This window comes from Ruegeria sp. YTSC002 (assembly GCF_059609845.1).
In genome coordinates, this window is sequence record NZ_JBXWML010000001.1 from 1 (window position 1) to 13,362 (window position 13,362).

The following is a 13,362-nucleotide window of genomic DNA, read 5'->3' on the forward strand; positions in this document are numbered from 1 at the left end:
GCTGTGGATCGGGCCGTCGCCGCAAGCCAGTGCGGCCTCACGCACGGCCTCGGAATAGGTCGGGTGCGCGTGGCAGGGTTTGACGTGGTTCGGCGCAGCCGATGAAAGGTCCGGTGGACCTTTCACGCGTCAAACGGGCGGAGCCCGACCTGCCTAGCTGTGGATCGGGCCGTCGCCGCAAGCCAGTGCGGCCTCACGCACGGCCTCGGAATAGGTCGGGTGCGCGTGGCAGGTCAGGGCCAGATCCTCGGCGGATGCGCCGAATTCCATCGCCACGCAGACCTCGTGGATCAGGTCACCTGCGCCGGGGCCGATGATGTGGCAGCCCAGGATACGGTCGGTTTCCTTGTCTGCCAGAATCTTGACGAAACCGTCAGAAGCAAAGTTGGCTTTGGCGCGGCCGTTGCCCATGAACATGAACTTGCCGACCTTGTAGGCACGGCCTTGTTCTTTGAGCGTCGCCTCGGTTTCACCCACATTGGCGACCTCGGGCCACGTATAGATCACACCCGGTATAACACCATAGTTTACATGGCCATGCTTGCCGGCAACCTGTTCCGCGGCGGCCATGCCCTCATCTTCGGCCTTGTGCGCCAGCATCGGACCTTCGATCACGTCACCGATGGCGTAGATGCCCGGTACGTTGGTCTGCCAGTCCGCACCCACCTTGATCTGGCCGCGCGGGGTCATCTCGACGCCCAGAGCGTCCAGCCCAAGACCATCGGAATAAGGTTTGCGCCCGGTGGCCACCAGCACGGTATCGGCGTCGATCACATGCTCGCTGTCGTCCTTGAGCAGTTTGTAGGTCACCTTGGCCTTGGTCTTGGTTGCTTCGGTTTTCTGCACCGCCGCACCCATGATGAAATTCAGCCCCTGTTTCTTGAGGATACGCTGGAATGTCTTCTGAACTTCGGGGTCCATGCCCGGCGTGATTTCCTTGAGGAATTCGATCACCGTTACTTCGGCGCCCAGGCGGCTGTACACCGACCCCAGTTCCAGCCCGATCACACCCGCGCCGATCACCACCATTTTCTTGGGGATCTTGCCCAGAGACAGCGCACCGGTTGAGGTCACAACCACCTTCTCATCCACTTCGACACCGGGCAGCGAGGACGGTTCGGAGCCTGACGCAATGATGATGTTCTTGGTTTCATGGATTTCATCGCCAACCTGAACCTTGCCGGCCGCAGGGATCGAGCCCCAGCCTTTCAGCCAGTCGATCTTGTTCTTCTTGAACAGAAACTCGATGCCCTTGGTGTTGCCCTCGATCACCTCATCTTTGTAAGCCTGCATCTGTTTCCAATCGACCGAAGGCGATTTGCCCTTCAGGCCCATCTTGGCAAAGTTGTGTTCGGCTTCATGAAGCTGATGGCTGGCATGCAGCAACGCTTTCGAGGGGATGCAGCCCACGTTCAGACAAGTGCCGCCCAGCGTTTCGCGCCCTTCGACTACAGCGGTTTTCAAACCCAGTTGAGCGCAGCGGATCGCGCAGACATAGCCGCCGGGTCCGGCGCCGATTACGATGACGTCATAGTTTGCCATTACATTCTCCTAATCCGACCGGACGATCCGGCGCTTTCCCGACCCGATCTGGCGGGTCGGGAATATCTATTGTCAAACGGGTTCCAGCAGTTTGATCGAGATATGGGCAATGCCGCCTCGTTCATGGTGCATCGCCAGTTCTTCGGAACCGAAAAATGCCTTGGCCTTGTCCAGGTTGATCACCTCGAACATCGCGATCGCATGGTCCTTCTGATCGGGATCGCGCCAGACATGCAGGTCGCGGATGCCCGCGGCCTTGCGCATCGGCTTGTCCTCGCGGAACACTTTCAGCCAGGCGTCGAAATCGGCAACATCGGCCTGCCAGAGTACATGTGTCGCCATGGTTACAGATCCATCAGCAGGCGGCGCGGATCTTCCAGCGCCTCTTTCACACGTACCAGGAAGGTCACCGCGCCTTTGCCGTCAACGATCCGGTGGTCGTAGGACAGCGCCAGATACATCATCGGGCGGATCTTGATCTCGCCATTGATGACCATCGGCCGTTCCTGGATCTTGTGCATGCCCAGAATGCCCGACTGCGGGGGGTTCAGGATCGGCGACGACATCAGCGAGCCGTAAACACCACCGTTCGAGATTGTGAAGGTGCCACCCTGCATTTCGGCCATGGACAGCTTGCCATCGCGGGCGCGCTTGCCCTTTTCGGCGATGGCTTTTTCGATGGCTGCAAAGGACATGCTGTCCGCGTCGCGAATGACCGGCACGACCAGACCCTGCGGCGTGCCGGCCGCAACGCCCATGTGAACGAAGTTCTTGTAGACGATGTCGGTGCCATCGATCTCGGCATTGACCTCAGGCACTTCTTTCAGGGCATGGCAGCAGGCCTTGGTGAAGAATGACATGAAGCCCAGACGCACGCCGTGCTTCTTCTCGAACTGGTCCTTGTACTGATTGCGCAGGGCCATGACCTCGGTCATGTCCACCTCGTTATAGGTGGTCAGGATCGCGGCGGTGTTCTGCGCATCCTTCAGGCGCTTGGCAATGGTCTGACGCAGACGGGTCATCCGTACGCGTTCTTCGCGGGCCGCATCTTCGGCAGCAACCGGTGCGCGCGGAGCCTGTGCAGCAGGTGCGGGCGCAGCCGCCGCAGGTGCCGGAGCCGAAGCAGCCGCAACCGCCTTGGCAACATCTTCTTTCATGATGCGACCATCGCGACCGGTGCCGGTGACCTGATCGGCCGACAACCCGGCTTCGGCCATCGCCTTTTCGGCAGACGGCGCATTTGCAACATCCTTGCCGGTGCTTGTCGCAGCAGGAGCCGCCGCCGCCGCCGCAGGAGCGGGCGCAGGAGCTGCGCCAGCGGCCGCGCCAGAGATGACTGCCAGCTTTGCGGTTGCATCCACGGTTGCACCTTCCGATGCGACGATTTCCGCCAGAACACCCGCAGCCGGGGCCGGTACTTCGACCGAGACTTTGTCGGTTTCCAGCTCACACAACATCTCGTCCTGCGCGACGCTGTCGCCGACTTGCTTGAACCAGGTCGAAACAGTCGCCTCAGTCACGGATTCGCCTAGCGTGGGCACCATCACGTCAACCGACCCGCCCGATGCGGCAGGTGCGGCCTCGGGGGTTGCTGCCGCTGTTGCCGGGGCAGGCGCGGCTGCACCTTCGCCGGCAGCAATCGTCGCCAGCAGAGCATCGACACCAACCGTTTCGCCTTCGGCGGCCACAATCTCACCCATCACGCCGGCCGAGGGAGAGGGCACTTCGACCGTGACCTTGTCAGTCTCCAGCTCACACAGCATCTCATCCACGGCGACCGCATCACCGGGCTTTTTGAACCATGTTGCAACAGTGGCTTCGGTGACCGACTCGCCAAGCGTGGGAACACGAACTTCAATCGTCATCGCTTATTTTCCTTCGAGGCTCAGCGCTTCGTTAACCAGCGCTTCTTGTTGGGCTTTGTGTTGGCTGGCCAGGCCCGTTGCGGGCGAGGCCGAGGTTGCGCGACCGACATAAGCCGGACGGGTATGTTTCGCGCCGATCCGGGAAAGAACCCATTCGATATTGGGCTCGATAAAGGTCCACGCGCCTTGGTTTTTGGGCTCTTCCTGACACCAGACCATTTCGGCATTCTTGAACCGTTCAAGCTCGTTGATCAGAGAATGCGCCGGGAAAGGATAGAACTGTTCGATCCGCATCAGGTAAATGTCGTCGATGCCGCGTGCATCGCGTTCCTCCAGCAGGTCGAAATAGACTTTGCCGGAACACATCACCACGCGCTTGATCTTGTCATCCGCCACCAGCTTGGTGTCGGAATTGCCCTTCTGTGCATCATCCCACAGTACCCGGTGGAAGCTGGAGCCGGTGGTGAAATCCTCGGCGGTGCTGACCGCCAGCTTGTGGCGCAGCAGTGATTTGGGCGTCACCAGGATCAGCGGTTTGCGGAACGTTCGATGCAGTTGGCGGCGCAGGATGTGGAAATAGTTCGCAGGCGTGGTGCAGTTCGCCACGATCCAGTTGTCCTGACCGCACATTTGCAGGAACCGCTCCAGCCTTGCCGACGAATGCTCGGGGCCTTGCCCCTCGAACCCGTGCGGCAGCAGACAGACCAGGCCGGACATCCGCAGCCATTTCGATTCACCCGAACTGATGAATTGGTCGAACATGATCTGCGCGCCGTTGGCGAAGTCCCCGAACTGGGCTTCCCAAAGAACAAGCGCATTTGGTTCGGCCAGCGAGTATCCGTATTCGAACCCGAGCACAGCATATTCGGACAACATCGAGTCAATCACTTCGTACTGCGACTGACCTGCGCGAATGTTGTTCAGCGGGTAGTACCGTTCTTCGGTTTCCTGATGAATGAACCCCGAATGGCGCTGGCTGAAGGTGCCGCGCGTGGCGTCCTGACCTGCCAGGCGTACCGGGTACCCTTCGGTCAGCAGGGATCCGAAAGCCAGCGCCTCACCAGTGGCCCAGTCAAAGCCTTTACCGGTTTCAAACATCTGTTTCTTGTGCTCAAGCAGCCGACCAACCGTCTTGTGCATGGCAAATCCGCTTGGTGCGCGGGTCAAGGCGCCACCGATTTCTGCCATGGTTTCGGGCGTGATCGCCGTCTCGCCGCGCATGTATTCGTCTTTGTTCTTGTCAAGATGCGACCAGCGCCCATCCAGCCAATCGGCCTTGTTGGGTTTATAGTCCTTACCGGCCTCGAATTCGTCGTTCAGATGGGCCTGGAAGGCCGCTTTCATATCCTCGATCTCACCTTCGGGGATCAGGCCATCCTTGACCAGGCGTTCCGTGTACAGAGACAGCGTGGTCTTATGCGTCTTGATCTTCTTGTACATGATCGGGTTGGTGAACATGGGCTCGTCGCCCTCGTTGTGACCAAACCGGCGATAGCAGAAGATATCCAGAACCACGTCCTTGTGGAATTTCTGGCGGAACTCGGTGGCCACCTTGGCTGCATGAACAACCGCCTCGGGGTCATCCCCGTTCACGTGGAAGATCGGCGCCTCGACCATCAGCGCGATATCCGTTGGATACGGGCTGGAGCGTGAGAAATGCGGCGCGGTGGTAAAGCCGATCTGGTTGTTCACCACGATATGCATTGTCCCGCCGGTGCGATGCCCGCGCAGACCGCTCAGGCCAAAACCTTCGGCCACGACGCCCTGTCCGGCAAAGGCCGCATCCCCGTGCAACAGAATGGCCATGACCTTGGTGCGGTCCGTGTCGCCCAACTGATCCTGCTTGGCGCGGACCTTGCCCAGAACCACAGGGTTCACCGCCTCAAGATGCGACGGGTTCGCAGTCAGCGACAGGTGCACGCTGTTGCCATCAAACTCGCGGTCGCTGGAAGCACCCAGATGGTATTTCACGTCGCCCGAACCATCCACGTCTTCAGGTTTGAAACTGCCGCCCTGAAATTCGTTGAAAATGGCGCGGTACGGTTTGCCCATCACGTTGGCCAGAATGTTCAAACGGCCCCGGTGCGGCATGCCGATGACGATGTCGCTCAGGCCCAGCGCGCCGCCGCGCTTGATGATCTGCTCCATCGCCGGAATAAGCGCCTCACCGCCATCGAGACCAAAGCGCTTGGTGCCCATGTACTTGACGTGCAGGAATTTCTCAAAGCCTTCGGCCTCGACCATCTTGTTCAGGATGGCTTTGCGGCCTTCCTTGGTGAACTGGATTTCCTTGCCATAGCCCTCAATCCGCTCTTTCAGCCATGCAGCCTCTTCCGGGTTCGAGATATGCATGTATTGCAGCGCGAAGGTGCCGCAATATGTCCGCTTCACGATCTCGACGATCTGCCGCATCGAGGCAACCTGAAGGCCCAGAACGTTGTCGATGAAGATCGGGCGATCCATGTCGGCGTCGGTGAAGCCGTAGGTCTTGGGGTCGAGCTCTGGGTGATTGGTTGCCGCGCGCATGCCCAGCGGATCCAGATCGGCGGCCAGATGACCCCGGATGCGGTAGGCCCGGATCAGCATCAGGGCGCGCAGGCTGTCCAACACCGCACGCTTGATCTGGTCATCGCTGACTTCGACACCTTTGTCGGCGGCCTTTTCCTTGATCTTCTTGCCTGCGGCCTTGGCGTCAATCTCGGCCCACTCACCGGTCAGCGCACCGGTCAGATCATCGGCCGGCATCGGAGGCCAGTCCGTGCGCGCCCACGAAGGCCCTTCGGCCTCACGCTGCACATCAGGCGCGGCGTCGCCCATGGCCTTGAAGAACTCGACCCAGGCAGCGTCTACCGCACCGGGGTTCTTGGTGTACTGCGCATAAAGCTGTTCCAGGTATTCGGCGTTGTGCCCCTGCATGAAGCTGGAGGCATGAAAGGCAGTATTGGGCGAGTGTTCGGTCATTGGGCTACCTCATGTGGGTTGGGACCGTATTGATTGGTGCCTGGCTGGCTGGGGCGGGTCAGCCACCACAGCACCAGGAGGGGCGACACCACCAGAACGATAAGTGTCGGGATGACAATCAGCAATGTTGCGCGGGTGAACAAAATGTCCAGAGTGCCACCATGCTGGAAATGAGAGGCGAGGCCGATGCCGAAGATCAGAACCGCAAAGGCCCCAAGGATCAGCAGGATCGGCAGCAAAGCATAAAGCCCGCTGCGCCCGGTATCATGCATCCGTCGCCACGCGACAGCCAGATGCGGGAAGAAAACGATCAGGCCGACGATGCTCTGCACCGGTTGCGAAGAAGTGGCGGTGATGGATTTGGACGTATCCGTTTCAGTCACAGTGACCTGAGTGAAGAACTGCCAGTCGATGATCCCGGCGATGATGTTCCAGATCACGATGAACAGGAAAAAGAACCAGTACTCGGGCCGCGAGGCACGACCTGAGAAGGTGAAGAACTTGGCGAAACAGGTGCGGATGGCGTCAGAGAAGGTCATGGGGTTACCTCACTGAGGCTTAATGGGAGAGATACTGATGACTGCCGGTGGCAGAGCATCGAAGATTTGCGGATCGAATGTTCTTCTGGATTCGGGGAGCTCGATTGTCGTCGACGAATAGAGCGTTCTGAGTGTCGGTTCGTCCAGATTGGCGGCAAAGATCTTTGCGTTGCCCGCCGTTCCAAACAAGGCTGTCACGCCGTCCCGGTTGCTCTTTGGCATGTCCTCGGGCCATTTTTCTGCAAATCTGTCGAATTGTGTTACGGCGTCAAGGATGGTGCTGGGTCCCGCCATGATGCAATAACCCTTACCGAGGCTTACGCCGAGAACTGCCAGTTGGTACTCGCCTTTGCTATATGCGGGCTGGTTCGGAGGCAGCGCAGAGTTACCCAGAATTGAGGCGGCCATGAAGTCAGCATTGACAATCAAATAGCCAAGCTGCGTGCCAAAGTCGTCGCTATTTGCCACTAGCTCGAGGGCTTCATCGCCAAAGACTGCGAAGTCCCGCGCAAACAACAACCAGAACAATACTCCTAGACTAGTTTGTGGAGTATCAGCAGCTTGCCAGCCGAGATTATTTAACTTGTCATCAACCGTCGCAGCGTCGTTTCCGAGGTCAGAACACAGGCTCAGTGCCTCGCGGAAGGTTTCCGTTTCACCGGTTGCGTGTGAAGGATTACACAGAACGCTTAGCGTGGCGAATAATGCACCCGCCCCGCGGCAACGCCGGGCAGCGCCCGACCCTCCCCCCGGGAGGGCGCTTGCAGCACCCACCCAAGGTCGGGCGCTGCCCTCAGCGCCTGTGGAGAGTCGGCTTGCCATCAGCCAATCGCTTCCAGTACAGCCTCACCCAGCTGCGCCGGGCTTTCGGCCACGACGATACCGGCCGAGCGCATGGCTTCGATCTTGTCCTCGGCACCGCCTTTGCCACCAGCGACAATCGCGCCCGCGTGGCCCATGCGGCGGCCCGGAGGGGCTGTGCGGCCCGCGATGAAACCGGCGGTCGGCTTTTTGCGGCCCTTCTTGGCCTCATCCGCCAGGAACTGCGCGGCTTCTTCTTCGGCCGAGCCGCCGATCTCACCGATCATGATGATCGACTCGGTCTCGTCATCCGCCAGGAACCATTCCAGAACGTCGATATGCTCGGTGCCTTTGATCGGGTCGCCGCCGATGCCCACGCAGGTGGACTGGCCCAGACCCACGTCGGTGGTCTGCTTGACGGCCTCATAGGTCAGGGTGCCCGAGCGGGACACAACGCCGACCGAACCGCGCTTGTGGATGTGGCCGGGCATGATCCCGATCTTGCAGGCGTCGGGCGTGATGACACCGGGGCAGTTCGGGCCGATCAGGCGCGATTTGCTGCCTTCCAGCGCGCGCTTCACCTTCATCATGTCCAGAACAGGGATGCCTTCGGTGATGCAGACGATCACCTCCATCTCGGCATCAATCGCTTCGAGGATCGAGTCCGCCGCAAACGGCGGCGGCACATAGATCACCGAGGCATTGGCTTCGGTCACATGTTTGGCCTCGTGGACCGAGTTGAACACGGGCAGGTCGAGATGCGTCATCCCACCTTTGCCGGGGGTGACGCCGCCGACCATCCTGGTGCCATAAGCGATGGCTTGTTCAGAGTGGAATGTGCCCTGCGAGCCGGTAAAGCCCTGACAGATCACTTTGGTGTTTTCGTCGATGAGGACTGCCATTTTGTCCCTTTCTCTAGGCGGTGTTGGATTGATTGGGTTCGGTCGCCGGCAGAACCTGCGGCGCATAGGTAATTTTCTCGAGCGTGGCGCGTCCCAGCGCCAGATTGGCCGTCGTGCGCAGGCCGCTGCTGATTTCAGCGATGCCGCGCCTGACTTTTTGCCGGATCAGGGGCCAGCCTGTTGGCCGCGCGCGCGGTGCACCCATATTGTATTCGCCGGGCGCTTCGTTGCCCTGTTCGACCATGGCCGGGATCACCTGATAGATGTTGATCTGACGCGCCGCCGGCGAGGCGGACGGGTTGAACAACAAACCATCCAGCGTGATGTCAAAGGGTTTCTGCGCCAGAAAGTGCCGGGCCGCTTCGCGTGTCAGCGCATAAGCTGCACCACCGGGATGGCGCGAGCGCATCAGGCGCAATTCCCGCCCCAGATGGGGCAGCCGCTTGCGCCCAAGGGCCACGTAAAGCTTCGTGCTGCGCCAGCGTTCGAACCGCACGATGTCGGCATCCTCTGGCCACCATGATGCATCATTCAACCAGTCTGCCAATTCCGGTGTCAGAAACACATCATCCTCAAGGATCAAGGCCTGTTCCGCCCCCGAGGCGATCAGCGCCTCCCACGCTTTGGCATGGCTGAGGGTGCAGGCCATGTCCTTGGTGTGGAAATAGCCCCAAGGTCCTTCCGCCCGGCAGTCGCGCAGGAAATCCTCACGGGTGGCGGCATCGCAATCAACAGCGTTGACGCGCGTCGCCGACAGGCCTGCCTTTTGCAACTCCTGCTCCATCAAACGCGCCCGCCCGGTGGCGCGTTCCAAGCCTATGAGGAAAATGGGGATGGTCATCAGATCGATTGCTTCTTTCCGCCTTGCGCGGCAATGATTTTCAGCTTGGTTTTAGACGCGATGGGGCGGGCCTCAGGCCAGCCCCACGTGAACAAGCTTACCCTTTGACCGCCTTCACGATCTTCTCGGCACCGTCTTTCAGGTTGTCCGCCGCGATCACGTCCAGGCCAGAGGTGTTGATGATCTCTTTGCCCTTCTCGACATTCGTGCCTTCCAGACGCACGACCAGCGGCACTTTCAGACCAACTTCTTTCACCGCGGCGACAACGCCCTCGGCAATCACATCACAGCGCATGATGCCGCCGAAGATGTTGACCAGAATGCCTTTGACCTGCGGGTCCGAGGTGATGATCTTGAACGCCTCGGTCACTTTCTCTTTGGTGGCACCGCCGCCCACGTCGAGGAAGTTGGCAGGCTCAGCCCCATAAAGCTTGATGATATCCATGGTGGCCATCGCCAGACCGGCACCGTTGACCATACAGCCGATCTCACCATCCAGCGCGATGTAGTTCAGGTCGTACTTGCTGGCTTCCAGTTCCTTGGGGTCTTCCTCGGTCGTGTCGCGCAGTTCGGCGATATCCGGGTGGCGGTAGACCGCGTTGCCGTCAAAGCCGACCTTGGCGTCCAGCACCTTGAGATCGCCGCTGTCCGAGACGATCAGCGGGTTGATCTCCAGCATCTCCATGTCCTTTTCGACGAAGGCTTGATAGAGCTGACCCATCAGTTTGACGCATTGCTTGACCTGCGCGCCTTCCAGACCAAGCGAAAAGGCGATACGGCGGCCGTGATAGGGCATGTAACCGGTGGCCGGGTCGACCGAGAAGGACAGGATTTTCTCGGGCGTCGCGGCGGCCACTTCTTCGATGTCCATGCCGCCCTCGGTCGAACAGACGAAGGAAATGCGGCTGGTCTGGCGATCCACCAGCAGGGCCAGGTACAGTTCACGCTCGATGCCCGAGCCTGCTTCGATATAGATGCGGTTGACCTGCTTGCCGGCCGGGCCGGTCTGATGCGTGACCAGTGTACGGCCCAGCATCTTTTTGGCTTCTTCGGCCGCTTCTTCAACCGATTTGGTCAGACGAACGCCGCCTTTTTCACCGGCATCGGCCTCTTTGAACGAACCCTTGCCGCGACCACCCGCGTGGATCTGTGCTTTGACAACCCAAAGCGGGCCGTCCAGCTCACCTGCTGCGGTTTTGGCTTCTTCGGCGCGCAACACGGCGCGACCATCGGACACCGGTGCGCCATAGCTGCGAAGGAGGGCTTTGGCCTGATATTCGTGAATGTTCATCGAAACTGTCCCGTCTGACTGCGTTTAATCGTTATAGGGGTGTCTAGCGGGCAAGTTTAAAGGGTTTTTTGATGCTCGATGGGTTTTTAGCGAAGATTTTCGCTATTTGTGATCACAGTATTTTAGGGTGTGATCACAAACTTTCCGATGTGGCAAAACGATTCGAAAAAACGGCGCAGCATAAGAAAATCATATTCGAAAAAAGGGATTTGCGGCGTTTGCGCCAACATTTGCGACCGGGCATGCACGGGCCAAACGAAAACCGGCCCTGAAACGGGCCGGTCTCAAACTCGGATTGTATGGCTGACTTATGCCAGCGAGCTGTCGATGCCCTTGCACGCGTCGATCAGGCCCTTCACGGCGTTCACAGAGTTGTCGAACCCTGCCTGCTCGTCTTCGTTTAGCTTGATGTCGACGATACGCTCGACACCACCAGCACCGATGACGGTCGGAACGCCGACATAGAGGCCATCGACGCCCAGCTCGCCGTTGCAGTAGGCCGCGCATGGCAGAACGCGTTTCTGGTCTTTCAGATAGGCCTCGGCCATTTCGATCGCCGACGTGGCAGGCGCGTAATAGGCAGAACCGGTCTTCAACAGGCCAACAATTTCAGCGCCGCCGTCACGGGTGCGCTGCACGATGGCGTCCAGTTTCTCTTGCGTGGTCCAGCCCATCTCGACCAGATCAGGCAGCGGAATACCGGCAACCGTCGAGTAGCGTACCGACGGTACCATGGTGTCGCCGTGGCCGCCCAGCACGAATGCGGTGACGTCGCGCATCGAGACGTTGAACTCTTCCGACAGGAAATGTGCAAAGCGGGCAGAGTCAAGCACCCCAGCCATGCCACAAACCTTGTTGTGCGGCAGGCCCGAGAATTCACGCAGGGCCCAGACCATGGCATCCAGCGGGTTGGTGATGCAGATCACGAACGCATCGGGTGCGTGGGCAGCGATGCCTTCACCGACCGACTTCATGACTTTCAGGTTGATGCCCAGCAGATCATCGCGGCTCATGCCCGGCTTGCGGGCCACACCTGCGGTCACGATGCATACATCCGCACCGGCGATATCGGCATAGTCGCTGGTGCCTTTCATCGAGGCGTCGAACCCTTCCGAAGGGCCGGATTCCGCGATGTCGAGCGCCTTGCCCTGCGGCAGTCCGTCTGCGATGTCAAACAGGACAACGTCACCCAGTTCTTTGACAGCTGCGAGATGTGCAAGCGTGCCGCCGATGTTCCCCGCGCCGATCAGCGCAATCTTGGGTCTGGCCATTTGGAATTTCTCCATATCCGGTCGGTATTGAAATCGCGGTTGTGCTAGTCGTTAAAACGTCAATAGGCAAGAGTTCTGCGACGTGGCATACAACCGCATACTGTTTGCAGGCCCTGCTTTGATTGCGCTAAACGGCCTTTGACACAAGCCAAAACCGGGACTGTCACATGTTCGAACTGAACCTGATGTTTTTTGCCGTGGCGATCCCTGCCGTGATCTTTGCCGGCATTTCAAAGGGCGGTTTCGGTTCCGGCGTGGCTTTTGCGTCTTCGTCGATTCTGGCCTTGATCCTGACACCCGGGCAGGCTTTGGCCTTGATGCTGCCGATTCTGATGGTGATCGACGTGGCCACATTGGGTCCTTTTTGGAGACGGTGGAGCTGGCCGGATTCACGTCTGCTGATTCTGGGCGCGGTGCCCGGCGTGGCGATGGGAGCATGGCTTTATCGTGCAACGGATGATGATCTGCTGCGCCTGCTGATCGGTGGGATCTCTGTCGGGTTCGTGATTTGGCACATGGCGCAATCGCAAGGTTGGGTGCGGGGGTTTGCCAGGCGACTGCCGCCGTCTTCTGGTTTGTTTGCCGGGCTGGTCGCGGGTTTCACAAGCTTCGTCAGCCACGCCGGCGGCCCCCCGGCGGCTGTCTATCTTTTGTCGCAACGGCTGACCAAAACCGAGTTTCAGGCCAGCACGGTATTGGTTTTCTGGGTGATCAATATCGCGAAATTCGTACCCTACGCTTATCTGGGCATGTTCACATGGCAGACGTTGTGGGCGGACTTGTTGCTGACACCCTTTGCGATCCTGGGGGCATGGCTGGGCGTTCGGGCGCATTTCATGTTGTCCGAACGCCTGTTCTTCGGGCTCGCCTATGTGCTGCTGACACTCACCGGCAGCAAACTGATCTGGGACGCGCTTACCTGATCAGGCATTGGGGGGCAGCGCCTCGGTCACCTCTTCAAAAGCCTGACCGGAAGCCACAAGGCAGGTGATCCCGTTGGGCAAAGTCACCGTGATCGTCCAGCTGCCGGTTTCGCCCGAGGCAAAAAGCTCCATCACAGCGCCTTTCCGGGCCAGTCCCAAACCCCTGCGCGTTTCACCATAGGCCTCGTGCAAGCGCTCCAGCACAGCTTCTCTGGGCGCACAGTTTTGACCCTGAGCGTGCACATGTTGCGCGGCCAGGACCATGATCCCAAGCCCCATCGTCATCTTGAACACCGTCTTTTGCATCCCGTACCCTTTTTTGATTCCAACTGCCGATCAGGGTGGGTGGCAAGGGACGAAATCCGGTTAAGGGAACGCACGTTGCGTCGGGTTTGCTGCAGTGCGGCGATTTTATGCTTGAACTTT

Annotated in this window: 12 protein-coding genes; 1 reads left to right on the plus strand and 11 read right to left on the minus strand. The window is 59.4% G+C overall.

All coding sequences use genetic code 11. The features are described from left to right. Window positions 1-153: 153 nt before the first annotated feature. From lpdA to mdh, 10 genes are all read right to left on the minus strand, one after another. Window positions 154-1,542 (minus strand): dihydrolipoyl dehydrogenase, encoded by a 1,389-nt coding sequence (gene lpdA / locus AC2FFD_RS00005; protein WP_425078949.1) that lies wholly within the window; start codon window positions 1,540-1,542, stop codon window positions 154-156. Between the two features lie 72 nt (window positions 1,543-1,614). Further along, complete coding sequence (locus AC2FFD_RS00010) at window positions 1,615-1,884, minus strand: hypothetical protein (RefSeq protein ID WP_152456823.1); 270 nt, start codon at window positions 1,882-1,884, stop codon at window positions 1,615-1,617. Window positions 1,885-1,886: 2 nt separating this feature from the next. Further along, window positions 1,887-3,407, minus strand: a complete 1,521-nt coding sequence (gene odhB, locus AC2FFD_RS00015) for a 2-oxoglutarate dehydrogenase complex dihydrolipoyllysine-residue succinyltransferase (RefSeq protein WP_496871302.1) — start codon at window positions 3,405-3,407, stop codon at window positions 1,887-1,889. 3 nt (window positions 3,408-3,410) lie between these two features. Further along, the gene (locus AC2FFD_RS00020) at window positions 3,411-6,368 is read right to left on the minus strand and encodes a 2-oxoglutarate dehydrogenase E1 component (RefSeq protein ID WP_496871304.1); all 2,958 of its coding nucleotides are present in this window, start codon (window positions 6,366-6,368) and stop codon (window positions 3,411-3,413) included. Next, window positions 6,365-6,907, minus strand: a complete 543-nt coding sequence (locus AC2FFD_RS00025) for a DUF805 domain-containing protein (RefSeq protein WP_496871306.1) — start codon at window positions 6,905-6,907, stop codon at window positions 6,365-6,367. The genes AC2FFD_RS00020 and AC2FFD_RS00025 overlap by 4 nt, the downstream gene beginning before the upstream one ends. 9 nt (window positions 6,908-6,916) lie before the next feature. Next, window positions 6,917-7,435 (minus strand): hypothetical protein, encoded by a 519-nt coding sequence (locus AC2FFD_RS00030; protein WP_496871307.1) that lies wholly within the window; start codon window positions 7,433-7,435, stop codon window positions 6,917-6,919. Window positions 7,436-7,728: 293 nt separating this feature from the next. After that, on the minus strand, window positions 7,729-8,610 hold the full coding sequence (gene sucD / locus AC2FFD_RS00035) for a succinate--CoA ligase subunit alpha (protein ID WP_496871309.1): 882 nt from the start codon (window positions 8,608-8,610) through the stop codon (window positions 7,729-7,731). A 13-nt stretch (window positions 8,611-8,623) separates the two neighbouring features. Beyond that, window positions 8,624-9,451, minus strand: coding sequence for a glycosyltransferase family 25 protein (locus tag AC2FFD_RS00040; RefSeq protein WP_425078944.1), 828 nt, complete (start codon window positions 9,449-9,451; stop codon window positions 8,624-8,626). Between the two features lie 97 nt (window positions 9,452-9,548). Next, window positions 9,549-10,742, minus strand: a complete 1,194-nt coding sequence (gene sucC, locus AC2FFD_RS00045; RefSeq protein ID WP_299642301.1) for an ADP-forming succinate--CoA ligase subunit beta — start codon at window positions 10,740-10,742, stop codon at window positions 9,549-9,551. A gap of 308 nt (window positions 10,743-11,050) precedes the next feature. Further along, entirely contained in the window at window positions 11,051-12,013 is a 963-nt protein-coding gene (mdh, locus tag AC2FFD_RS00050) for a malate dehydrogenase (RefSeq protein WP_117870353.1), read from the minus strand. A gap of 167 nt (window positions 12,014-12,180) precedes the next feature. On the opposite strand from mdh, the gene AC2FFD_RS00055 reads away from it, so the two are divergent. Then, window positions 12,181-12,936: a sulfite exporter TauE/SafE family protein gene (locus tag AC2FFD_RS00055; RefSeq protein WP_496871312.1), complete on the plus strand. Its 756-nt coding sequence runs from the start codon at window positions 12,181-12,183 to the stop codon at window positions 12,934-12,936. Here the strand turns inward: AC2FFD_RS00055 and AC2FFD_RS00060 are convergent, their stop codons facing one another. Further along, window positions 12,937-13,242 carry a hypothetical protein gene (locus AC2FFD_RS00060; protein ID WP_496871314.1) on the minus strand — a complete coding sequence of 102 codons (306 nt, stop codon included), beginning with the start codon at window positions 13,240-13,242 and terminating at the stop codon, window positions 12,937-12,939. Between the last annotated feature and the right edge of the window lie 120 nt (window positions 13,243-13,362).